General features: G+C 65.8%; 21 protein-coding genes. 10 read left to right on the top strand and 11 right to left on the bottom strand.

Annotation, left to right across the window (positions count from 1 at the left end; genetic code table 11):
• Positions 1 to 38: 38 nt before the first annotated feature.
• From C5E41_RS04680 to C5E41_RS04645, 8 genes are all read right to left on the bottom strand, one after another.
• Positions 39 to 1,208 carry an MlaD family protein gene (locus C5E41_RS04680; protein ID WP_104374605.1) on the bottom strand — a complete coding sequence of 390 codons (1,170 nt, stop codon included), beginning with the start codon at positions 1,206 to 1,208 and terminating at the stop codon, positions 39 to 41.
• The gene (locus tag C5E41_RS04675; RefSeq protein WP_104374604.1) at positions 1,205 to 2,299 is read right to left on the bottom strand and encodes an MCE family protein; all 1,095 of its coding nucleotides are present in this window, start codon (positions 2,297 to 2,299) and stop codon (positions 1,205 to 1,207) included. The genes C5E41_RS04680 and C5E41_RS04675 overlap by 4 nt, the downstream gene beginning before the upstream one ends.
• Positions 2,296 to 3,384: an MCE family protein gene (locus C5E41_RS04670; protein WP_258080740.1), complete on the bottom strand. Its 1,089-nt coding sequence runs from the start codon at positions 3,382 to 3,384 to the stop codon at positions 2,296 to 2,298. Before C5E41_RS04670 ends, C5E41_RS04675 begins: the two co-directional genes overlap by 4 nt.
• Positions 3,381 to 4,388 carry an MCE family protein gene (locus tag C5E41_RS04665; protein ID WP_104374603.1) on the bottom strand — a complete coding sequence of 336 codons (1,008 nt, stop codon included), beginning with the start codon at positions 4,386 to 4,388 and terminating at the stop codon, positions 3,381 to 3,383. Before C5E41_RS04665 ends, C5E41_RS04670 begins: the two co-directional genes overlap by 4 nt.
• Positions 4,385 to 5,416: an MCE family protein gene (locus C5E41_RS04660; RefSeq protein ID WP_104374602.1), complete on the bottom strand. Its 1,032-nt coding sequence runs from the start codon at positions 5,414 to 5,416 to the stop codon at positions 4,385 to 4,387. The genes C5E41_RS04665 and C5E41_RS04660 overlap by 4 nt, the downstream gene beginning before the upstream one ends.
• Positions 5,416 to 6,918, bottom strand: a complete 1,503-nt coding sequence (locus C5E41_RS04655) for an MlaD family protein (protein WP_104374601.1) — start codon at positions 6,916 to 6,918, stop codon at positions 5,416 to 5,418. Before C5E41_RS04655 ends, C5E41_RS04660 begins: the two co-directional genes overlap by 1 nt.
• Before the next feature lie 82 nt (positions 6,919 to 7,000).
• Positions 7,001 to 7,864, bottom strand: coding sequence for an ABC transporter permease (locus C5E41_RS04650; RefSeq protein ID WP_104374600.1), 864 nt, complete (start codon positions 7,862 to 7,864; stop codon positions 7,001 to 7,003).
• Between the two features lie 4 nt (positions 7,865 to 7,868).
• Positions 7,869 to 8,705 carry an MlaE family ABC transporter permease gene (locus tag C5E41_RS04645; RefSeq protein ID WP_062966608.1) on the bottom strand — a complete coding sequence of 279 codons (837 nt, stop codon included), beginning with the start codon at positions 8,703 to 8,705 and terminating at the stop codon, positions 7,869 to 7,871.
• Between the two features lie 542 nt (positions 8,706 to 9,247).
• On the opposite strand from C5E41_RS04645, the gene C5E41_RS04640 reads away from it, so the two are divergent.
• The 8 genes from C5E41_RS04640 to C5E41_RS04605 all read left to right on the top strand — a co-directional run bounded on the left by C5E41_RS04640 (position 9,248) and on the right by C5E41_RS04605 (position 18,146).
• Entirely contained in the window at positions 9,248 to 9,919 is a 672-nt protein-coding gene (locus C5E41_RS04640; protein ID WP_104374599.1) for a S1 family peptidase, read from the top strand.
• A 171-nt stretch (positions 9,920 to 10,090) separates the two neighbouring features.
• Positions 10,091 to 10,603 carry a DUF6764 family protein gene (locus C5E41_RS04635; protein ID WP_258080739.1) on the top strand — a complete coding sequence of 171 codons (513 nt, stop codon included), beginning with the start codon at positions 10,091 to 10,093 and terminating at the stop codon, positions 10,601 to 10,603.
• A 163-nt stretch (positions 10,604 to 10,766) separates the two neighbouring features.
• Positions 10,767 to 11,933: a serine hydrolase domain-containing protein gene (locus C5E41_RS04630; RefSeq protein ID WP_104374837.1), complete on the top strand. Its 1,167-nt coding sequence runs from the start codon at positions 10,767 to 10,769 to the stop codon at positions 11,931 to 11,933.
• Positions 11,934 to 11,993: 60 nt separating this feature from the next.
• Positions 11,994 to 13,397, top strand: coding sequence for a cytochrome P450 (locus C5E41_RS04625; protein ID WP_104374836.1), 1,404 nt, complete (start codon positions 11,994 to 11,996; stop codon positions 13,395 to 13,397).
• Between the two features lie 352 nt (positions 13,398 to 13,749).
• Positions 13,750 to 14,649: a L,D-transpeptidase gene (locus C5E41_RS04620; protein ID WP_439956359.1), complete on the top strand. Its 900-nt coding sequence runs from the start codon at positions 13,750 to 13,752 to the stop codon at positions 14,647 to 14,649.
• 356 nt (positions 14,650 to 15,005) lie between these two features.
• Entirely contained in the window at positions 15,006 to 15,932 is a 927-nt protein-coding gene (locus C5E41_RS04615; protein ID WP_181063111.1) for a carbohydrate ABC transporter permease, read from the top strand.
• A gap of 8 nt (positions 15,933 to 15,940) precedes the next feature.
• A complete protein-coding gene (locus C5E41_RS04610; protein WP_104374835.1) occupies positions 15,941 to 16,807 on the top strand; it encodes a carbohydrate ABC transporter permease in 867 nt (288 codons plus the stop codon).
• 19 nt (positions 16,808 to 16,826) lie between these two features.
• Positions 16,827 to 18,146, top strand: coding sequence for an ABC transporter substrate-binding protein (locus tag C5E41_RS04605; RefSeq protein WP_258080738.1), 1,320 nt, complete (start codon positions 16,827 to 16,829; stop codon positions 18,144 to 18,146).
• On the opposite strand, the gene C5E41_RS04600 is transcribed toward C5E41_RS04605, so the two are convergent.
• Positions 18,147 to 20,123 carry a M13 family metallopeptidase gene (locus C5E41_RS04600; protein WP_104374833.1) on the bottom strand — a complete coding sequence of 659 codons (1,977 nt, stop codon included), beginning with the start codon at positions 20,121 to 20,123 and terminating at the stop codon, positions 18,147 to 18,149.
• Between the two features lie 236 nt (positions 20,124 to 20,359).
• On the opposite strand from C5E41_RS04600, the gene C5E41_RS04595 reads away from it, so the two are divergent.
• Positions 20,360 to 20,875, top strand: coding sequence for a hypothetical protein (locus C5E41_RS04595; protein WP_036507404.1), 516 nt, complete (start codon positions 20,360 to 20,362; stop codon positions 20,873 to 20,875).
• Positions 20,876 to 20,885: 10 nt separating this feature from the next.
• On the opposite strand, the gene C5E41_RS04590 is transcribed toward C5E41_RS04595, so the two are convergent.
• Positions 20,886 to 21,536, bottom strand: a complete 651-nt coding sequence (locus C5E41_RS04590) for a DUF4190 domain-containing protein (RefSeq protein WP_104374596.1) — start codon at positions 21,534 to 21,536, stop codon at positions 20,886 to 20,888.
• Between the two features lie 51 nt (positions 21,537 to 21,587).
• Positions 21,588 to 22,388 (bottom strand): pirin family protein, encoded by an 801-nt coding sequence (locus C5E41_RS04585; protein WP_104374595.1) that lies wholly within the window; start codon positions 22,386 to 22,388, stop codon positions 21,588 to 21,590.
• A gap of 95 nt (positions 22,389 to 22,483) precedes the next feature.
• On the opposite strand from C5E41_RS04585, the gene C5E41_RS04580 reads away from it, so the two are divergent.
• Positions 22,484 to 23,848: a hypothetical protein gene (locus C5E41_RS04580; protein ID WP_104374594.1), complete on the top strand. Its 1,365-nt coding sequence runs from the start codon at positions 22,484 to 22,486 to the stop codon at positions 23,846 to 23,848.
• Positions 23,849 to 23,867: the final 19 nt, after the last annotated feature.

Raw genomic sequence — 23,867 nt, 5'->3', positions numbered from 1 at the left:
CATGTGGAAACCATGCCGTATGTTTCGGGCCACTCTATTTACCGCACCGGTTTCGGGGTCCGAGCGTTCGGATCGGCACCCGACGGCATCTGCGCTCCGTTGTTCGGAACGTCGGGCCGCGGCGCGTTCGCCGAACCACGAATCTGCTGGTCCGGAGGTGCGTTGGTGCAATAGTTCCACTTCGGGAACGAGCCGTCGGTCACGACATACGGCGCGACCGGCGCGTGCGAGTACTGGCAGAACGGGCGAGGCCAGATATCGAGGATCGTATAGAACTCTCCGTCGTGGGCCGGCACCCCCATCGCCGAACTGCCGACGACCAGCGACGGGAACAGCGCCCGCAGCGCCGGCAGCCGCAGCTGCGCCGCCTTGGTGACGGCCACGAAGTTGGTCGCCAGGCTGGTGATCGGATCGGTGGTCTTGTCCAGCGTCGCACCCAGCGCCTTCATCTGCGCCGGGGCTTGGTCCAGCACCTTGCGGAGTTCGTCGTTGGCGTTGTTGAACTGGGTGAACAATGTCGACGAGTTCTGCGTCAGGGTGCTCAGATCGGGCTGCGCGTTCGACGTGGTGGACGCGATGGTGCGCAGGTTGGTGAGCAGGTTGGTGGTCTGCGGCAGCAGATTGTCCAGACCGGCCGTCACCAGGCTCAGCGCATCGACCATGTCACGCAACTGATCCGGTCCGCCGCTGAGCGCGGTGTCGAATTCGGTGAGGATGGTGCTGAACCGATCCGGGTCGATCTGGTCGAAGAACCCGCTGGCGTTTTCCAGCACCGCCGACACCGGAGTCGGGGTCTGCACCTTCTGCGGGTCGAACGGGATCACCGAACCGTCGGTGAGGTACGGACCCTTGTCGGTGTCGGGCTGAAAGTCGATGTACTGCTCGCCGGCGGCCGAGAGGGCGTGCACAACGACCTGCGTGGCCTTCGGAATCTTGTACCTGGTGTCGATCTGGGCCGCGGCCGCGATCGAGGCGCCCCGGTCCGCCAGCTTGATCGAATTCACCTTGCCGATGCGGAATCCACGCAGCGTGACGTCGTTGCCCGGCTGCAGACCGCCGGAGCGGTCGAGCGCGACCGTGACCGTATAGGTACTGCGCAGCGGGTTGATGCGCATGACGTCCACCGCCAGATACGTCGCGCCCACGACGAACGCGATCACCAGTCCGATCGTGGACAGCAGCAGTTTGTGTCGCAGCAGCCAGCTCATCGGTGGCCCCCTGTCACTCGGCCGTAGACGATCTGCAGCACCTGGATCAAACTGCCCGCCATGTCCTGCAGATCGCGCAGATCCCAGAACTTGCTGTGCGGCGGATCGGTGAGCAAGCCGATGTCGAGCTGGGTCAAGGTCGCGGCCACGGCGAGGGTGTTGCCCTTGAACGACGCGTCGACCTTCGGCCGGATCTCGTGCAGTGCGTCCAGCGCCGGACCGAGGTCGTTACCGGCCCGCGACAGCGCGTCCATCAACTTGTGCACGTTCTCGAGCAGGCTCGCCAGCTGATCGTGGCTGGTATCGGCGTAATCGCCGAGCGCCGCGCTGGTGGTGGAGATCTTGCCGAGCAGATCACCGATCTGCTTGTTGTTCTCCGCGATGGCGCCGATCATCTGCGGCAGCGAATCCGCCACCTGACCCAACTGGTCGTGGTTGGCCTCGATGGTGTTGGTCAGCGCGTCGAAGCCGTTGAGCGTGCTGTCGATGCGCTCACTGTTGGCGTGCAGGGTGGTGACCACACTCGTCATCTGCTTGATCAGGCTCGCGAGCTGATCGGGCCGGCCGCCGACCATCGAATCCAGTTCCGAGGTCAGCTTGGTCAGCGCGGACACGCCGCCGCCGTTGAACAGCATCGAGACCGAGAGCAGCAACTCCTCGACGGTGGCACCGGCCGAGGTGTGGTCGATGCCGATGGTGTCGCCGTCCTTCAGCATCGGCGTGGTCTCGTCCGACTTCGGCTTCGACAGCGCCACGAACACATCGCCCAGCGGAGTGGCCTGGCGCAGTTCGGCGGTGGAATCGCGCGGCAGCGTGATGTCCTTGCGGACGTTCATATCGACGATGGCCTGGTAGTTCTTGGTCGAGATGTGGGTGACCACACCGACATCGGAACCACCGATCTTGACCTTGGCCTGATCGGGCAGGTTGAGCGCGTTGGCGAAAATCGCGTGCAGGGTATAGGTCTCTCCGGACTGCCCCGGTTTGGGCAGCGGCAGACTCTCCACGGTCAGACCACAGCCGGAGGCCGCCACAGTCGCCGAGACGCCGAGGGCGAGCCAGGTGCGCCGCAGGCGCCTCGATACCGTCATTTCGTCAGTCCCAACAGTGCGGCGGACAACCCGAGGTCGGGTCCGAAATCCTCGATCTTGCCGGTCCGGCAGCCGTCGGCCTTCATCTGAATGCGTTCACAGAACAGACTGACGACCTCGCCGGACAGCGCGGTGCCGAGCACCGCGTGCAGGCGGACGAAGCCGCGGTTGCGGTCCATCGAACGGTCCAGGTTCTGCAGCAGCAGCGGCGCCACATCGACGGTCTCGACCACACCGGCCGCGTTCTGCCGCAGCTGGTCGGTGACCTTGGTGAGCCCGGTCAGGCTCTCCGACAACTGGCTCTGGTACTGGCTGAACACGCCGCTGGTGTTGGCCAGGAAGTCGTTGAGCTGATCCAGCGTGGCCTGCAGACCGGGCGCCTGCTCGGCCAGCAGCGACGACATCTGGGTGACCTTGTTGCTGAACTCGCGCACCGACTGGTCGTTGTCGGCCAGCATCGAGGTCAGCTCGTTGAGCTTGATGATGATGGTCGAGATAGCGTCCTTGTTGTCGACGCCGACCTTCAACGCGCCCGACAGCGCGTTGAGCGTGTCGCGAATCCGCTCACCCTGGCCGTTGACCATGTCGTAGAGCAGCGTGCCCGACAGCGGTCCCTGACTCTGGCCGGGCGCCGGTTTCAGTGCGGCGGTGAACTGGTCGATGGTCTTGATCATCGTGTCCAGTTCGACCGGGGTGCGGGTCTGCTGCACGGTGAGGTGGGTGTTGTCCGGCAGTGTGGGCCCGCCGGTGTAGCGCGGCGTGAGCTCGATATGCCGATTGGTCACGATCGAGGGCGACACGATCGCCGCCGTCACATTCTTCGGGATGTCCACATCGTGGTTCACCGTCATGTGCACCTCGACGTACTCACCCTTGGGGATGATCTTGTCGACCTTGCCGACCTCGAGGCCGAGCACGGTGATCGGGTTGCCCTCGAAGACGCCGGCGATATTGCGGAAGTCGGCGGTGATGTGGATCGACCCGCCCACCGCGTTCTGCACCGAACCGCAGCTGCCGACCACCAGCATGGCCGCACCGATCGCGACCGTCTTGGTGGCGCGGGCCAGCCATTTGTTCAGCATCATCCCTGGCACCCCTCGATCACTCGCGCGAAGCACAACCAGTTGTCCGGGAACAGCCACGGCACCCCGACCTCACCGTAGGGGCCGTTGCCGAAGACGTTGTTGAACTGCCGCAGCGACGCGGGCATGATCTGCAACAGTTTGTCCAGGTTGTCCTTGTTCTTCTGCAGACCCTGGGCCATCGTGTTCAGCTGTTCGATGGTCGGGCCGAGCTGGTTGTTGTTCTCCGCGCCGATCTGCTGCAGCTGCTTGGTCAGGGTCGCGGTGTTGTTCAGCAGTTTCTCGAGCAGCTCCTGGCGTTCCATCACCCGGCTGGCGATGGCCTCGCCCTGGGTGATCACCAGCAGCACGCTGTTGCGGTTGTCGCCGAGGATCTTGGTGACCTTGTCCAGATCCTTGAGCAGACCGTCGACCTGGTCGCGCCGATCGTTGATGGTCTTGGCGAGCGCGCCGACGCTGTCGAGCGCCTGCGCGGTCAGCTGCGGCGAACCGTCGATCTGGTCACCGAGCACCTTCAGCGATTCGGCCAGCTTCTCGGTGTCGAGTGCCTCGAACTTCGGGGTGCCGATCTGCACCACGTCGGCCAGGTCATAGGGAACCTTGGTGTTGGACTTGTGAATCCGGTTGCCCGGCAAGCCCTTACCGTCGCCCGGGTCGAGATCGACGTAGCGCGCACCCAGCAGGGTGGCCATCTTGATGGACGCGCGGGCATCGGGGCCGAGCTTCACGTCGTTGTTCACGTGCAAGGTGATCAGCACGTGGTCACCCTCGAGTTTCGCCCCGGCGACCGTGCCCACCGGCACACCGGCGACGTTCACCTTGTCACCGGTCTGGACGCCGGCGGTCTGCACGAATTCCGCCTGCACGTCCTTGGTGCCGACGCCCAGTTTCTTGTAACTGCTGGACACCACGAGCAGCACCACGATGAGGACGGCGCCGATGACGCCGAGCCAGAAGAAGCGGTTGCTCTGGAAACGATTCCTGATTCGCGTACCGAAGGTCGTCATGGGCGGCACACCGCCGAATGGTTGGGTCCGCCGATCTGGCTGACGAGACCTCGCGGCAACAGCACCCCGTACAGCGAGACGTCCAGCGTGCACAGGTAAGCGCTGGCGTAGGCGCCGTCGGAGGTGAACTTGCCGACGGTCGCGAGGATGCCCGGCAGGTCGATCGCGGCCTGATCCAGTTTGGCGCCGTTGTTGATCAGCATGGTCAGCGCGTCGGTGGACGAGTTCTGCGCGGCAGCGATCTTCGGCTGTACCTGATCGACCATATTCACCAGGGAGGACGTGGCATTCGCGATCTGGACGGTCGAAGCCTGCAGGGATTGCCCCTGCTCGTAGAGCCCGCCGATCAGCGCACGGGTCTGGGTCACCAGTGTCTCCAATTCATCACCTCGTTTCGCCAGTCCCGACATCACGCCCGACAGTTTGGTGATCACGTCGGCCAGGATGACGTCGCGTCGCTGGAAGTCACCGGCCAGCGCGGCGGCCTGGGTGATGAACGAACTCAGCGAAACACCGTCGCCCTGCAACGCTTGGATGAAGGTGTTGGTCAGGTCGTTGACCTGCTGGGGCTGCAAGGTTTCGAACAGCGGCTGAAAACCGTTGAGCAGACCCGAGATATCGAACGAGGGCTCGGTGCGCTCGACCGGGATGGTCGCGTTGTTGCGCAGCGCCGAATTGTCACCCTTGTTGCCCGGCGCCAGCGCCACATAGCGCTGGCCGATCAGATTCTGGTACCGGACAAGGGCTTTGGTGTTGCCGTACACGGTCTGATCGCTCTGCACGATGAACGACACCTTGGCCTGGTGCTGCCCTTCGACCTCGATCTTGGTGACCTTGCCGACGCGCACGCCGGCCATCCGGACGTCGTCGCCCTCCCGTAGGCCCAGCACATCGGTGAAGATCGCCGAATAGCTGTGGGTGGAACCGTTCACGGTGCGCGCCAGCGTATTCCAGATGACCACGGTCACCAGGACCGAGACGATGGCGAAGATACCGAACCCGATCAGCGGTTTGCGAATCCCTCTCATCAGCTGGCACCGCTTTCGGATACTTGCAAGGTTCCACCCCTCAGGATCGAGCTCAGCAGCAGATATTCGGCAGTCGTCGGATCCCGGCCGAGCAGCGCGCTCATCGCGTCATGTCCGGTGTAGTAGGCGATCGGCCCCGCATTCGGCTGCTGGCCGTCCGCCGCCGGTGCAGCGGCCGGCGCCGGCTGCGGCGCGGGGGCCGCGGGCGCGCCCGGCAGGCCCGGCAGCTGCGGGAACAGACCCTCCAACGGAGTTCCGGCGAACGGGTTGCCCGGTTTGGGCGCCTGCTGCGGAGCGGCCGTCTGCGCGGTGTCACCGGTCGTGACGCCCGGGATGGCGGGCAGGCCCGGCATCGGCGGCAACTTGGGCAGTCCCTGCGACGCGTCCAGCGTGCGCGGTTTCAGAGCCGGTGTCGGCGGGCCGATATCGGAGACCGCAGGGGCGGTGCTACAGCTCGGCGCCGCGAGGTCGCCGTAGCGCGGGCAGTCGGACCGGTCGTAGGGCTTGTACGGCGTGAAGGTCAGGCCCGCGTTCCAGATCATCTGCTGCTGCGGACCCCAGTGGAAGGTGGTGCTCAGCTTGCGGACCGACGCGTTCAGGTTCGCGATGGCCTGCGGGATCGCGTTGGGGTCGTCGGTGAGCGCACCGAACATGTCGCCGGTGCCCGAGGTCAGCTGCTTGCCGACGTCGGGGTTACGAGCGAACAGGTTGTTGACCTTGTCGATGGTCGCGGAGGTGCCGGTGATGAGGCCGGCCAACTCGCTGCGCTTGTCGGCGATGGTCTGCGCGGTCTTCACCGATTCCGACAGCGTCGTCATCAGATCCGGCGCGGACTGGTTGAGCGCGTGGAACGAGGCGGAGAAGTTGTTCAGTGTCCCTTCCGGATCCGGCACCGCGGCGCGGACCTGGGTGAACCAGTTGTTCAGCCGCTCGACGGTGGAACCGGGTACCCGGCCGCTGCCGTCCAGCGCATAGGACAGGGTGCTCAGCACTCGGCCCAGCTGCATCGGGTCGATCTTGTTCAGGATCGTGCGAACCGTGGTGAGCGTGTCCTGCAGGGCGATGGTGCCCTGACTGTGATCCTCGGCGATCTGCGAACCGGCCTTCAGCGAGGCGTTGCCGGGACCGTTGTAGACCAGTTCCACCGAGGTGACGGCGAACAGGTTGCTGGGCACGACGCGGGCGGTGACATTGGCCGGGATATCGGAGATGTAATCCGGCTTCATATTGATGTGCACCTGCTGCAGCTCACCCTTGGCGGCCACCGACACGTCCTTCACCGCGCCGACCAGCACGCCGCGGAATTTCACGTCGGCCTGCGCGGGCAGGCCGTCGCCGGTGGTGGTCAGGTTGGCGGTGACCTCCACCTTCGGGTTGAGAATGTAGCCCTTGTAGCGGGCCATCAGCAGCGTCAGCGCCGCGGCGATGACGACGATTCCGCAGATGCCCGCGATGAGCAGTTGCCGCATCGTCGGTCCGCGGCCACTCGGATCGATGATCATATTCAGACCCCTGTGCTCATGTGGGACGCCCGCACCCGGTCGGCCCGGCGAGCGGGCTTCGCATTGCCACTCACCGCGCCTCCTATCCCGAGATCCTGATGCCCGGGTTCACGCCCCAGATGGCCAGCGTCATGAACAGGTCGGCGAAGACGACCGCGATGATGCAGAGCTTGATCGCACGGCCCGCGGCCACACCGACGCCCTCGGGACCACCGGAGGCGAAGAAGCCGTAATAGCACTGGATGAAGGTCGTGATCGCCACGAAGAGAATGGCTTTCAGCAACAACCACAGCACGTCGTGCGGTACCAGGAATTGATAGAAGTAATGCTGGAAGGTGCCCGACGCCGTACCGCCGATGAACCCCACCGTAATGGAACACGCCAGGTAGGCGACCGGCAGCGCCAGGCAGTACAGCGGCACGATCGCGATCATCGCCGCGATCATCCGGGTGCTGACCAGATAGGGCAGCGGCCGGATCGCCTGCGACTCCAGCGCGTCGATCTCCTCGGCGATGCGCATCGAACCCAGCTGGGCGGTGAAGCGGCAGCCCGCCTGTGCGGCGAATGCGAGGGTGGCGAGCATGGGCCCGAGCTCACGGGTGGTCGCGAAGGCGGAGATCGCACCGGTCAGCGGGCTCAAGCCGAGCAGATTCAGCGAGGTGTAGCCCTGGATGGCGACGGTCATACCGCCGAAGGCACTCAGGATCAGAACCACGCCGATAGTGCCGCCGCCGACGATCAGGCTACCGTTACCCCAGGTGACGTCCGAGAGCAGCCGCCAGACTTCCTTGGGATAGTGCTTGAGCGCCAACGGCATCGAGCCGATCGAGCGCAGGAAGAAGAAGACCTGGTGACCGACCCGCGCGAGCCAGTCTCGCGGGGCGCCGGCGGAGCTGCGGATCCGCTGCAGAGGCCGCAGTAGCGGCGGAACATAAGTCGACGACACCGGCTCAAACCATCTGTGGGGGGAACAGGGCGTTGTAGATCTGCGTGATGATCAGATTCGTGCCGAACAGCATCAGCGCGGACAGCACCACGGCGGTGTTGACCGAGTTCGCGACACCGCCCGGGCCGCCGCGGGTGTTCAAGCCCGAATCACACGCGATGATCGCGGCCAGCAAGCCGAAGATCAGCGATTTGATCAACGCCACCAGCAAATCGCTGGTCACCGCGAACGACGCGAATGTGCCGATATAGGAGCCGGGGGTGCCGTTCTGGGCGAAGATGTTGAAGATGTAGCCGGTCAGGAAGCCGACGAAGATGACGAAGCCACACAGCAGCACCGACACCAACATGGCGGCGCCGAGCCGGGGGGCCACCAGCCGGCGCATCGGGTCGACACCCATGACCTTCATGGCGTCGATCTCCTCGCGAATGGTGCGGGAGCCGAGGTCGGCACAGATGGCCGAGCCGACGGCGCCGGCGATCATGAGCGAGGTGACCAACGGCGCACCCTGCTGAATGATGCCCAGCCCGTTGGCTGCGCCGATAAAGGAGGTGGCCCCGACCTGCTGCGCGACCGAACCGACCTGAATGGATACGATGACGCCGATCGGAATTGCGACAAGCAAGGTGGGGGCCGCCGCGACGCTGGCCATGAATGCGCACTGCCGCACAAATTCACCGAACGGGAAGCGACGACGGAAGATAGCGACGAACAGTTCCGCGACCGCCGAGAAGCCCATCGTGATCTGTCGACCGAAGGTCTCGAGGGACCGCTTGGGGTGATCCTGCCAGTACGCCTTCGTCCAGTCCGCCGCGGCACTCGTTCTCGATGGTGAACTAATTGCCCCCGACCCGTCCGGACCGTTGGTGACTTGCACTGGCTACCCCTCTCGACGCCGGTTACCCGCCCCGACGACTGTTTTCGCTTGAGGCACCTTACTACGGAGTTAGGAAAAGCACATCACAATGTGTGGCTGTGGTCATAGACCCAGATCACGCCCGTTCCGGGCCTGTGATCGGACGCACCCGACTGGTATCGATCACAAAGAACTAGACCATTAACTAGAACACGTTCTAGTTTACTGATCGAATGTCCAACTCTAGATCCGATGCCTGTTTTATCGGAATGAATTTCTCGTTATTAAGATTTGCCCCGAATACTGACGAAAGCCTATAGCGAGTACCCGCGAAACAGCGGTCGTCGTGAGCAGGTGTCGCATCTCGTCGGCCTCGTACGTGTCGTCGCGCGGCCACGGCATCGATCCAGCAAACTGCATGCGCATACCGGGCGCGCTCGGGCCCGACAACTGCAAGGATGTAGTACGACAAGGCTTGTAGTACGACAAGGCTGATAATCGTGCGGACTTCCGACGTCTGGAGGGAAATGTTCAACAAACTCGTCAGGGCGGCTCATGCCGCCTTCGCCGTAGCTCTGGGCGCGGCGCTGCTCGGGACGGGCGCGGGGGTCGCGCAAGCCGGTCCCGGATCGCCGGTGGTCGGCGGCGGCTCCGGCATCATCATCGACAACCAGTTCGAGTGCACCGTCACGACCATCGGCCACGACGCCGGTGGTCGCCTGGTCGGCCTGACCGCCGGTCACTGCGGCGAGGCGGGTTCCGAGGTGTGGTCCGAACAGGACCGCGGCGCGGGCGTGATCGGACATTTCGTCTATTCCAACCACGACCTGGACTATGCGGTCATCCAGTTCGATCCGGGCCACGTCACTCCGGTCAATCACATCGGCAACGTGACGATCACCGGGATCGGGGCACCGGCCCAGTTCCCCAACATCGTCTGCAAGGAGGGCCGGACCACCGGTAACACCTGCGGCCTGGCCTTCGGCGACGTCTTCCAGACCGACGAGACGTGGACCGAGATGTGTGTGGTCGAGGGCGACTCCGGCGCCCCCGTCGTGATCGGCACCACCCTGGTCGGCATGGTGAACGCCTACCTGGCGGTGGCCTGCTTCGGGCCGGAGGTCGGCACCAACATGTCGGCGATCGTCAATGACATGAATGCGCACGGTGGCGCCGGGGCGGGCTTCGCGCCGATCTGATCGGCGGCACGACAACCCTTGTAACGGGCGGCGATTCGGGTATCACACCGGAGTCGCCGCCCGTTTTCCGTGAGCGGAGCGGGCCGGCCGCGCGGCGCGGAGCGAGTCGGCCGCCGCGCGGTGCGGTTATGGTGAGGGCTGCCGGCCCGAAAGGAGCACACCGTGAAGGTGATGAGCGCGATCACAGGTTGGGCCGTCGCGGCCGGGGCCGCGGTGTGCTGGGCCACCGGCACCGCCTCGGCAACCGCCGTGCACTGCGATACCGACCGCAACCGCGATATCACGATCGTCGCCGGTAACACGGCGTGCCGGGCGGTGGGCGACGATTCCGGGCACGCTCGGTCGGCGGGAATCGATGGCGTCGGCTATGCCAAGGCAACCGCTGGTGCGCTCGCCCTCGGGCTGGGTGCCGGCGGCGGGATCGGGGCCAGTGAGGGCGCTGCCGGACTGCCGGTCGCGGTCGGTATGGGCCCCGGCGCCTTCGCCTTCACCTCCCTGGCCCCGGAGGACGTTCCCGGCCGGATCGGACTCTCCTTCGCGATGAACGGCTCGCAGGCGCAGGTGGTCTCGGGTGAGCGCGGCACGGTCTGTCTCGGCTCGGCGGCGCTGGCATGGGATTCCCGAACGGGCGCGCTCTGTCTCGCGACGCCGATCGGGCTGTGGCAGGTTCCGGCCGCACACTGAGCACGATTCCCGGGCTGACCTACCCTAACGGGTAGGGGTAACGACGCCGCCGTATGCGGCGGCAGGAGGTCGAGACACGGTGGATCCGGCACGATCGGAGCAGGCAGCCGAGGCGGAAGCGGCGCGGGTGGCACAGGGCGCCGAGACCGACGACGCACCGCAGATGGTCATCGACCCGCGATTCGTGCCGGTCGTGCACCATTTCTTCCGGCTGTTCCCGCGACCCAACCGGGGCGGGGGCGCCTTCGCGATCTTCCTGCACGGGCGGCCCGTCGTCGATGTGTGGGCCGGATGGTCGGCGCCGGATCAACGCTGGCAGTCCGACACGGTGGCTTTGAGCTTCTCCACCGGCAAGGGTGTGGTCACCACGGTGCTGCACCGGATCGCCGAACGCGGGCTGGTCGATTACGACGCCCCGGTGGCCGAATACTGGCCGGAATTCGCCGCGAACGGCAAACAGGACATCACCGTGCGCGAGGTGCTCTCCCATCGCGCGGGACTGCACAATGTGCGCGGCCTGGCCGCCGACGCCGACGGCATTCTCGACTACGACGCGATGATCGCGGCGCTGGCGGCCGCCGAACCGGATCCGCGCCGGTTGCAGGGGTCGGGATATCACGCTGTCACCTTCGGCTGGCTGGTCGCCGAAATCGTGCAGCGCGCGACCGGCGAGCCGTTCACGGAGGTCTTGCGGCACGAGATAGCCGAACCGCTGCAGACCGAGGAGTTCTGGTACCGGGTGCCCGAATCCGAGCGGCACCGCATCGCCCGCACCTTCCCGCGGCTGCGGATTCCCGGGCTGCGCTGGGATACCGCCTCGAAGGTCATCGCACGCAGCCGCACGGTCGGTGCGATCGCGGAGGCCGGGATGCCGGCCGGCTTCGATGTGCTGGTCGGCGATCCGCGCGTCCACGACGCGGTGATGCCCGGCTTCAACGGGGTGTTCTCCGCTCGCGCCCTGGCCCGGATGTACGGCGCCCTGGCGAACGAGGGCCGGGTGCTGCTGCCGGACCGGACCTGGAGCGAACCGCTGCTGCGCCCGGAAACCATCGAGAACATCAACCATGTGCAACGCAGCGAACATCGCGACTACGTCATCGGCGTACCCGTACCGTTCACACTGGGATACCACCGGCCGCCGATCGCTTCCCGGCGCCCGCTGCGCCGGGCGTTCGGTCACTACGGCGTGGGTGGTTCCGGTGCGTTCGCCGATCCGGAATCGGGTATGTCGGTCGCCTTCGTCACCAATCGGCTGGGCAATTCGCTGAATACGATCGGCGACGGGCGCCTGGCCCGATTGGCCGCGGCGGCCCGCGCGGCACTCGGCTGACGGCGGCGCGGGACCGCGTACCGCGTCGAACCTGGGGCCGGGGTGTCTCGTGTGCTGGGTATGCGCGCAGCAACAACAGGCCCGCACCGCACACCGCAGATTTCCGGCGAACGGGCCGCGCCCCGGCAGCCGCGGTGGGTCGCGGCGCACGCGCTGGCGGCCGGAATCGATTTCGATCGGTACTTCCGGCTGCGTCGCGCGCACGACGGCGACCCGTTTCTGGTCCGCTTTCCGGGATTCGGCGCGGTTTTGTTCACGGGGACGCCCGGTGGCACAAAGGAATTACTCCGGTCGCCGATCGGAATTCTGCATCCGCCGCAACCGAATCCCATTGAACCGCTTATCGGTTCGGCCTCATTGATACTCGCTCGTGATCAGCGCCATCGCAGCGATCGCACGGTGCTGGCGCCCGCATTTCATCGCGCCCGAATTGCGCAGTACGGCACGGTAATTCGAGACAGCACCCGCGACGAGCTCTCCGGCGCCGGCACCGGTCCAGCGTGGCTGCCGGGGACGGTGATCGATGCGCGGGCGGCGGCGCGAGCGCTGACGCTGCGGGTGATACTCACGCTGATCTTCGGCGCCGACGACCCGCACCGGCGCGACACCTACACCGCGGCGGTCGGCCGATTCCTCACCGCCTTCACCGGACCGCTGATGCTCGTTCCGGCCCTGCGGCACAGCGCATTCGGCCTGGCACCGTGGGACAGATTCGCCCGGGCGCGCACCCGGCTGGACGCGCTGCTCGACGCCGACATCGCCGCGCGGCGGGCCGCCGGTACGCCCGGTGACGGCGCGCTGGGCGTGCTGTCGACCGCCCGCTACGAGGACGGCAGCGGGGTGAGCGACGCCGATCTGCGCGAACAACTGCGCACCCTGCTGGTGGCCGGTCACGAGACCACCGCCACGAGTCTGGTGTGGGCGCTGTTCCGGTTGCACCGCGACCGCGGCGTGCTGGCCCGGCTGCGCGCCGAATTGAGTGCCGCGGGGCCCGACGCCGATCCCGAGGATCTGGCCGGTCTGCCGTATCTGAACGCCGTCTGTCAGGAGACGCTGCGACTGCATCCGCCGGTGCCGATCGTGCTGCGGCGGCTGACCGGACCGCACACGGTGTGCGGAGTGGAATTGGCCGAAGGGGACACGATGGGGGTCGCGATTCCGCTCGTGCACTCGGATCCCGGTACGTGGGACGAGCCCGAGCGGTTCCGGCCGGAGCGGTTCCTGGACCGCCGGTACGGGCCGTTCGAATACCTGCCCTATGGCGGCGGCCATCGCCGCTGTCTCGGCGCCACCCTGGCCGACTACGAGTTGCGGATCGCGCTCGCCACCATCGTTTCCCGAGTCGACTTGGCGCTGCTCCCACGCTATCGTCATGGCCGAATTCCGCGCTCGGTGCCGCACAACATCGCGACCGGTCCACACCGCGGAATCCGCTTCACCGTGGAGGGAATCCGCCACTCGTGAAGTGATTTGCCTCACAATGAGGTTTGCTGGGTATCGATCCGGCTCTCGTTCGCCCGTCCGGACCTCGCACCCGACTCGCCGATGCGAACGGGACTTTCACCCTGTCACCACGACGCCGGCAGCCCATGGTGACGCATCACACACGTGCGATGCGGACTTCATAACTGGCGGAACACAATTGGCCGATGCCCGCGGGAGATGTAGTAATGGATGCCGGGCCGGGGCCTGATAGACCATTCGCGCACCCGCGCGCGAATATTCCTGTGCGCCGTGGCGCGCGATCTAGGTTGGAGAGGACGAAACGGCTGTGCGCACCACAACCTGTCGGAAGCCCGTTCGGGACGAGACCAGCCTGTCCAAGCGGACCGGCCTGTTAGCCCTCGCGGCGACCTCCCTGGCGGTGACCGCCGCCGGTGCCATCGCCATGGCGCCCGCCTCGGCAGCGCCGCTGTGGCCCGGTGGACCCGATGTTCCCGGCGCTCCGGCCGTCGTGCAGGCGCCGCAGCCCGAGCCCGGTGCCGCGCCGGTGAAGAACCCGCCGCCGCTGCCGCAGGCGAATTTCGCCGCGCCGAGCATCAGCCCCGGTGACGGCGACGTGGTTGGCGTCGCGCAGCCCATCATCATCAACTTCAAGGATCCGGTCGGCGACCACGCCGCGGCGGAGAAGGCCATCCGGATCACCTCCAGCAATGCCACGCACGGCCACTTCTACTGGCGCGGTGACAAGCAGGTGCGCTGGCGGCCGGAGGAGTTCTGGCCCGCCAACTCCGACATCACCGTCGAGGCCGGCGGCACCAAGGTCGCCTACAAGGTGGGCGATGCGGTCGTCGCCACCGCCGACGACGCAACCCACATGATCACCGTCACCCGCAACGGCGAGGTCATCAAGACCATGCCCACCTCGATGGGCAAGAAGGACCACGAAACCCCCAACGGCACCTACTACGTCGGGGAGAAGAACCGGAAGATGATCATGGACTCCTCGACCTACGGAGTTCCGATCACCGATCCGCAGGGCTACAAGCTCGAGGTCGAGTACGCGACCCGGCTGTCCAACAGCGGCATCTTCGTGCACGCCGCCCCGTGGTCGCTCGCCCAGCAGGGTGTGTCCGACTCCAGCCACGGCTGCCTGAACGTCAGCACCGAGGATGCCCAGTGGTTCTTCGAGAACGCGCAGAAGGGTGACCCCGTGGTGGTGACGAACTCCACCGGAAACTTCAGCGCCGGCGACGGTATGGGCGACTGGAGCTGAGCGAGTCCCCTCCGCCTTTCCGGGTCTTTGCGTGTCGTGAGTGCCGTGAGATTCGCTCGTCGGGGCGGCGGACCGTAGCTGGGGCGGTTTTCGGGCGTACCCGGCAAGTTACCCATGTCCGTGCGAAATCTGTTGTTGCGTCGACAGTTTCGAGGTAGCTCGCCGGACGTCGCTGTTCGTGGTGATGCGGGGTCGCCGCTTTCACGGAATTCTCGGCTCCAGCGTGGGCATGGTTCTAGGATTCGGCCATGACCGGGGTATCCGAAGGGGAGGTACGTTCGGGCTTCGAGCCAGAGTTCAAGGGTTCGGTACGGGCCGTTTTCCGCGTGTTCGCTCGCGGCGGGGACACTGCGGCGGTGCGGAGTCGGCCGGAACGGGTGTTGCCCCAGAATCGGCAGCGCGGACTTCGGCGGCGGCCGTGGGGCGACTACGGGCTGTTTCTGGTGTTGGTGGTGCCGAACCTGGTACTGCTCGGGCTGTTCGTCTACCGGCCGCTGGTCGACAACATCCGGCTGTCGTTCACCGACTGGAATCTCGCCGAACCGTACGCGCACGTCATCGGAGTCCGCAACTACCGCGAGTGGTGGACCCGGGCGGACACCTGGCAGATCGTCGGCAATACCGTGATCTTCACCGTTTTCGCGGTCGGCGGCAGTATGGTGCTGGGCCTCGCGCTGGCGCTGCTGCTCGATCGGAAACTGTTCGGCCGCAATGTGGTTCGCTCGGTGATCTTCGCCCCGTTCGTGATTTCCGGCGCGGCGGTCGGGGTGGCGTTCCAGTTCATCTTCGATCCTGGCTTCGGTCTGGTGCAGGATCTGCTGCACCGCATCGGAATCACGAATGTGCCGGATTTCTATCAGGATCCGCACTGGGCGCTGTTCATGGTGACGGTGACCTACATCTGGAAGAACCTGGGCTACACCTTCGTCATCTATCTCGCCGCACTGCAGGGTGTGCAGCGAGAACTGCTGGAGGCGGCCGCGATCGACGGCGCCGGCCGCTGGACCACCTTCACCCGGGTACTGCTGCCGCAGCTGCGGCCGACGACGTACTTCCTGTCGATCACGGTCATGCTGAATTCGCTGCAGGTATTCGACATCATCAACGTGATGACGCGCGGCGGACCACTGGGCACCGGCACGACCACCATGGTCTATCAGGTCTACCAGGAGAGCTTCCGCAATTTCCGCGCCGGATACGGTGCCACGGTCGCGACGATCATGTTCGTCGTGCTGCTGGTCATCACGCTGATCCAGGTGCGAGTGATGGATCGAGACGAATGACGAGCACGATGGCGACGGCAGCGCCGGCCACCCGCGGCCGCGATCGGAAAAGGCTGTCGGCAACGATTTTCGGGTACGCGGCGATGGTGTGCGTGCTGATCATCGTCGGGGTGCCGCTGTTCTGGATTCTGATCACCTCGTTCAAGGCGCGGCCCGATATCTACACCCAGCCGGCGGTGTGGTGGCCGCGCAGTTGGCATCCGGAGAACTATCGCGAAGCCACGACCACGCTGCCGTTCTGGACCTTCCTCCGCAACTCGCTGATCGTCACCGCCGTCGTCTCGGCGGTCAAATTCGCGCTGGGCCTATTCAGCGCCTACGGACTCGTCTTCCTGCGCTTTCCGGGTAAGACGTTGATCTTTCTCGCCATCATCGCCGCGCTGATGGTGCCCAACCAGATCACCGTGATCTCCAACTACGCCCTGATCGCCCAGGCGGGGTGGCGCAACACCTTGCTGGGCATCATCGTGCCGCTGTGCGGCGTAGCATTCGGCACCTTCCTGATGCGCAACCATTTTCTCTCCCTGCCGGTTTCGGTGATCGAGGCGGCCCGCATCGACGGCGCGAACTGGTGGCAACTGCTGGTCCGGGTGGTGCTGCCGATGTCCGGCCCGACGATGGTGGCGTTCGCGGTGGTCACGCTTGTCAACGAATGGAACGAATACCTGTGGCCGTTCCTGATGGCCGACGACGCCGGCGTCGCGACCCTGCCCGTCGGATTGACGCTGCTACAGAACACCGAAAACCCGAGTGTCACCAACTGGGGGCCGGTGATGGCCGGAACCCTGCTGACCATGCTGCCGATTCTGGTGGTGTTCGTGCTGCTGCAGCGGCACATGATCAAGGGCCTCACCACCGGTGCCGTCAAAGGCTGATTCGCTCGAGGAGAGTGCCGTGACCCGACCGCGCACCCTGACCCGCCGCGGATTTCTCACCGCCACCTCGGCGGCCGCCGGCCTGGCCCTGTCGGCGTGTGCGGGGATGGGCGGCAGCACCGGAGCCGGCGGCGACCCGAACACGATCATCTTCTGGTCGAACCATCCGGGCACCTCGAAGAATCAGGAAACCGAGTTGATCAACCGGTTCCAGGCCCAGCACCCCGATCTGACGGTGAAGCTGGTGGACGCCGGACGCAACTACGAAGAGGTCGCGCAGAAGTTCAATGCCGCGCTGACCGGCGGCGCGCTGCCGGATGTCGTGGTGCTCTCGGACGTCTGGTGGTTCAACTACGCACTGAACAAGGCCATCGAACCGCTCGACGAACACATCGCCGCCGCCGCAGTGCCGCTGGCGGACTACGTCGACAGTTTCGTCGACGACTACCGGTTCGCCGACAAACTCTGGGCGCTGCCGTATGCGCGTTCGACGCAGATCTTCTGCTACAACCGCGGCCTGTGGGCCCGCGCCGGACTGCCCGACCGTGGCCCGCGGAGCTGGCAGGAATTCGACGAATGGGGGCCTGAACTGCAGCGCGCCATCGGCGCGGGGAAGTGGGCGCACGGATGGGGTGATGCCAAGAACTACCTGGCCTGGACATTCCAGGGACCGAACTGGACCTTCGGTGGCGCCTACTCGCAGCGGTGGGCACTGAAGTTCTCCGATCCCGGCACGGCCGACGCGGGAAACTTTTTGCGCGACATGATCAATCGCAAACGCTACGCCGCCATCCGCCCACAGCTGGCCGTGGATTTCGGCACCGGAGTGGTGGGGTCGGCCATCACCTCCACCGGCGACATCAAGGGCATCGTCGCCAATGCTGCGGGCAAGCTCGACTTCGCGACCGCCTTCCTGCCGCATCCGACCGGGCCCGGATGTACCACCGGCGGTGCGGGGCTGGCGATTCCGTCGCGCATCTCCGACCAGCGCAAGGCCAATGCCCTGCGTTTCGTCGAGTTCATCACGAATCCGGTGAACACCGCCTACTTTTCGCAGGCCACCGGCTACATCCCGGTGCGCAAGTCGGCGGTCCACGATCCGTCCGAACAGCAATTCCTCGCCGCCAACCGCAATTTCGCGACCGCCGTCGATCAGCTGCCGCTGACCCGCTCACAGGACTACGCCCGGGTATTCCTGCCCGGCGCCGATCAGATCATCGGCACCGGGCTGGAACAGATCGGACTGCAGAACCGGGAAGTGAAGTCGGCCTTCGCCGATATCACCGATCGCCTGCAGACCATCTACGACCGGCAGATCGAACCGAAGTTGCCGCGGTAGCTACCAGATCCGCACGCGCTCGGTGGGTTCCAGATACAACGCGTCACCCGGTTCGACACCGAACGCCTCGTGGAAACCGTCCAGATTGCGGACCACACCGTTGCACCGGAACTCCGGCGGAGAATGCGGGTCGACGGCCAGCCGGCGGATCGCCTCCTCGTCGCGCGCCTTCGTCCGCCACACCTGTGCCCAGCCGAAGAAGACTCGCTGCAGGCCCGTCAGGCCGTCGATCACCGGCGCCTCGGCGCCGTCGAGGGCGATCTTGTAGGCCTCCAACGCGATCGAGAGCCCACCCAGGTCGCCGATGTTCTCGCCGATGGTGAATTCGCCGTTGACGGTGTGACCGGGCAGCGCCTTCGGTTCGAACTGGTTGTACTGATCGATCAACGCCTTCGTGCGCTTACCGAATTCGGCGCGATCGGTTTCGGTCCACCAATCGACCATATTGCCGTCGCCATCGTATTTACTGCCCTGATCGTCGAAGCCGTGGCCGATCTCGTGTCCGATCACCGCACCGATGCCGCCGTAGTTGGCGGCGTCGTCGGCGTTCATGTCGAAGAACGGCGGTTGCAGAATCGCCGCGGGGAACACGATCTCGTTCATGCCCGGGTTGTAGTAGGCGTTCACCGTCTGCGGTGTCATGAACCACTCGCCACGATCGACCGGACCGCCGAGCTTGTTCAGATCGCGGTCGTGGTCGGCGGCATAACCGCTGCGGTAGTTCCCCACCGGATCGGCGGGATCGACACGAACGGCGGAATAGTCGCGCCAGGTGTCGGGGTAGCCGATCTTGGGGGTGAAGCGCTCCAGCTTGGCCAACGCGGCCTCGCGGGTCTGCGGGCTCATCCACTCCAGTTCGCTGATGTTGCGGCGGTAGGCCTCGATCAGATTCGCCACCAGCTCCTGCATGCGCTGCTTGGCCTCGGGCGGGAAGTGTTCGGCGACATAGATTTTCGCCACCGCTTCGCCGAGCAGATCCTGCACCAGCGACACGCCGCGCTTCCAGCGCTCGCGATTCTCCCGGGCGCCGGTGAGGGTGCGACCGTAGAAGTCGAAGCTCTCCTCGACCACCGCGGCGGTCAGATACGGCGCTCGTGCCCGCAGCACCCGCCAGCTCGCCCACGCCTGCCAGTCCGCGAGCGACTCCGCGGCCCACACCCGCGCGAAGGTACGCGCGTAATCGGGCTGGCGCACAATCACTTCGGCGAACAACTCGGGTCCCGAGGCCGAGACGCCCTCGGCCAGTGCCTCGGTCCACGCGGTCCAGTCGAATTCGGGATTCGCGGCGGCGAGTTCGGCGAAAGTGGTGAGGTTGTAACTCAATTCGGCGTCGCGGCGGCGCACCACGTCCCAATGTCCCGCGGCCAGTTTGCGTTCCAGTTCGAAGACGCGCTGCGGGTCGTACTCGATCGCGGCCAGCTGGAACATGCGCCGAATGTGCTCGACGTATTTGGTGCGGATCTCGGCGTAATCGTCGTTGCGGTAATACGACTCGTCCGGCAGCCCGATCCCGGACTGGGTCAGGTTGATCAGATAGCGCTGCGAATTCTTGTCGTCGGTATCGACGTAGGCGCCGACCGCCCCGCCCACACCGGTGCGTTGCAGCCGGCCCAGCAGTGTGGCGAACTCGGCGCGATCACTCACCTCGCGCACCGCCGCCAATTCCGCGGCGATCGGCGTAAGCGCGGCGGCCTCCACCGCCTCCTCGTCCATGAAGCTGTTGTAGAGATCGGCGATCTTGTGCGCCTCTTCCTCGTCCGGCACCGACGCCGCGGTTCCGGCCGCCAGATCCTGGATGATCTTCTTGACGTCCAGTTCGGCCTGGTCGTAGAGGGTACGGAACGCTCCGTCGACCGCGCGGTCGGCGGGAATGTCGTAAGTATCCAGCCATTTGCCATTGACGTGCGCGAACAGGTCGTCCTGCACCCGCACAGCGTCGTCGCGATAGGTCAGATCGATGCCCGAGGGAGTCGTCACGTCGAAAGTCACGACCTCCAGTATGCCGACGGCGGCGTCGCGCCGCCGCACGCCCGTGACTATTTTGACCTCATCCGCGGCGGCAAAGCCACGAAATTCCCTGCCTCGCGGCGAGGGCTGGCTTGGCATACCCGGCTGAACGACACGATCCCCGGCGGCCCTCTAGAAATTCGTGAACAGCGTTATACGATTTACGTATCGGTGGCACTGCACTCGACGACGAGACGAGGTTCGCCATGAGCACGCGCGACCCGATGGCCGGCGCGATCGAACCGAATATCACCACCATCACCACCGCGCCGCGCGCTGTCACCCAAGAAGCGCTGGTCCGCTGTCGGCGCTACCGCAAAGAGAACGGGCTCTACGGCATCGTCGAACCGGTACGAGGTCGCATCCTGTTGGAAATAGGCCCGGTCGGCGCGATCACCGTGCCGGCCGCCCTCGGAGCCCCCATTCGCGAATACCTCACCGTGCGTGGACATCGCGGGCCGATCATCGGACATCCGCGATCGGCACGCTGGACGTTCCTCACCGGACACGTCGACGAATCGGCAACCGACGCCGCGATCGCTTCCGATATGTTCCATCGCTGCGCCGCATTGGTGGCCCCGGGCACCACTATCGTGCTGCCCTCACCCGCCGACGAACGCACCGGATACCGGGTGTGGATCGATTCGCCGCACAGCGACTACCGGCCGGAACTGGCCGAGGTGCTCACCGCAACCCGCCAGTGCCGGCCGGACCCGTACTGACCCGGTCCGATCAGGAGGTCGGCCGCGGGCTCAGGGTCACGCTGTACTTGTTCTCCAGCGTCTGATTCCAATCACGTTGGCACTGGTCGATCTTCGACTTATCGCCGTTGGCCTTGTTCACGCAGTCGACGAAATCCTTGCCGCCGTTGTTGACGAAGAAATTGACCCCGATCGCGGCGATCACGATTCCCGCGATCAGCCCCAGCAGGCCCAGGACCAGACCGGCCATTGCCATACCGCCCCCGGCCGCGGTCCCGCGCCGCGCCTTGACCGTCGCGATGATGCCGAGGATCAGGGCGACCAGACCGAACAGGATTCCACCCAGCACCGTCCAGCAGGTCAGCAGGGCGATGATGCCGAGAACCAGCGCCGTGATGGCCAGCCCCTTGCCCTTGGGCTGCTCCCACGCGCCCTGTCCCGGCGGGCCGGGATAGCCGCCCGGCGGCGGCGGGGGATATCCGCCCGGATACTGTCCCGGCTGCTGGCCGTACTGGCCGGGTTGCTGGGCGTACTGGCCTGGTTGTTGTGCGTACTGCCCCGGTTGCTGGGGATACTCGCCGGAGTGGCCGGGGTACTCGCCCGAGCGTCCGGGTTGTTCGCCGCCCGGCTGCGGATACGGTTCCGGCGGGGGATAGTTCCCGGGCGGTGGATTCTCGGTCATCGCTGTCCTCTCCTCGGACGCACAGGCCCTCGACGGCCGCGTCTGCCGACTCTATTGGCCGCCGAGACGTGCGTGCATTTCCCACACCAGGACTTCCGCCGGAACTTCGGCGACGATGCGCTGCCCGCCACTGCGGGACATCCGCACCGCGTCGCCCTCGTAGAGGGTTCCGACCCCCTCCATCTCCACCTCGCCGCGGGCGACGAAGACATGCAGGTAGGGCGCCTCGGGCAGGGTGATCACCTGCCCCGCACCGGTTCCCGCCGCGCCGGGCATCCGCCCGACGTGCAGGGCAGAATGAGTGCTGCTGATCGCGATCGCTGTTCGATCGCGGTAGCGCGGCATCCCCGTGGCGACGGTGATCAGGCCGCCGCGGTCCAGTTCGTCGTCGATTTCCAGTTGCTGATATCCCGGAGTAATTCCCGGCTCGTCCGGTACTACCCACATCTGCACGAAATGAACCGGTTCGGAATGCGGCGACGTGCCGCCCTGTTCGGGCGGGAGCCGCCACGAATCATTCTTTTCCGAATGCAGAATTCCGGTTCCCGCACTCATTCGCTGCGCCAATCCGGGATAGATGACACCGGCATGTCCGAGCGAATCCTGATGCACCAGAGAACCGTTCAGAACCCAGGTGACAATTTCCATATCGCGGTGCGGATGAGTTTCGAATCCCTCGCCCGGCAACACGATGTCCTCGTTGTTCACCAGCAGCAGCCCGTGATGGGTGTTCTCCGGATCGTAATGCTCGCCGAAGGAGAACGAATGCTTCGAATCCAGCCATGCCACACGGGTTTTCATGCGATCGCCAGCGCGATGAACATCGATGTGTGGTGTCGTGAGTGTGGACAACGGAGGTCCTCCTCTCGAGCTGCTGTCGAGGCCGCCGGGTAGATTCTACCGTGGCTGTGCACCGGCCCCGCACATTGATCCGGAGGTGAACCGAAATGCGACCCGACGCTGCGCGGCGGGCCGCGGTGGCCGCCGCCGTCCGCCGGCCCGGAATGCCGCGGCTGGCGCTGATCCGGTTCTCCGGACAGTTCGGCGACGGAATGTTTCAAGCCGCACTGTCGGGAGCGATTCTGTTCAATCCCGAACGTGCCACCGATCCGCTGGCGATCGCGGGCGGGTTCGCGGTACTGCTGCTGCCGTATTCAGTGATCGGGCCGTATGCCGGAGCGATGCTGGACCGCTGGGACCGCCGGATGGTGCTGCTGGTCGCCAACGCGCTGCGCGCGGTGTTGATCGCGGTGACCGCCGTCGGACTCTGGGCCGGAATCCGGGATACGCCGCTGTTGCTGCTGGCGCTGGCGGTGGTCGGGATCAGCCGCTTCGTCCTGGCCGGGATCTCGGCGTCGCTGCCACGGGTGCTGGAACAGCGCTGGCTGGTGCCGATGAATTCGGTCCTGGCCACGGTGGCATCGGGATGCGCCGGAGCGGGAGCCGCGGCCGCGGTGGCGATCATCGGCGCGGTGGGAGCGGGCGATGTAGCGAGCGCGGTGGCGGTGGCCGCCAGTGCCTGCGGATCGGTGATCTCGGCCGTGGCGGCGATCGGTTTCGCGCGACATCGACTCGGACCCGAACATCGCACAGAAGCACCCGGGCGCAGTGCGGCCGCCGAGTCCGTGCGGGCCGTGCTGACCGGTCTGCGCACCGGCGCCCGGGCGGTCGCGGAATCACGGGATTGCACCACCGCGATGATCGGCGTCGGCACCCACCGCATCGTCTTCGGCGCGAACACCCTGCTCATGGTGCTGGTTTTGCGACGCCCCAACGAGTCCGGGATGTCGGCCGGTTCGGGACTGGTCGGTTTCGGCGTCGCGATCACCGCGGTCGCCGCGGGCATGCTGGCCGCCGCGGTATTGACGCCGCTGCTGATTCCGCGGCTCGGGCGCCCGCGCACGGTGGTCGCCGGTCTGTCGGCGGCGCTGCTGGTGCAGGCGACACTGGTCCCGCCGATCACCGTCGCGACCGGTTCGGCCGAGCAAAGCGCCCATCAACTGTTGCTGGTGGGCGCGTTCCTGCTCGGCCTGGCGGGACAGATGGTGAAACTGACCGGCGACGCCACCCTGCAGATCGATGTCGACGACGCCCGGCGCGGACAGGTATTCGCCCTGCAGGACACGATTTTCAACATCACGTTCGTAGTCGCCGTGGCGGTGACCGCCCTGATCATTCCCGCCGACGGCCGTTCCCTCGGGGTGGTGGCGGCCGGCGCCGGGCTGTATGCGCTGGGTATCGCGGCGATCGCGATCAACAGCCGTCGGCGTGCGCCACGCGGTTCCGGGCGTTCGCAGACGCATCCCGAGTGATCGGTTAGATTGTTAGCCG

The organism is Nocardia nova (genome assembly GCF_002933465.1).
In the GTDB taxonomy this organism is placed as follows: Bacteria; Actinomycetota; Actinomycetes; order Mycobacteriales; family Mycobacteriaceae; genus Nocardia; species Nocardia nova_B.
This window is presented reverse-complemented; position numbering and strand designations above follow the sequence as displayed.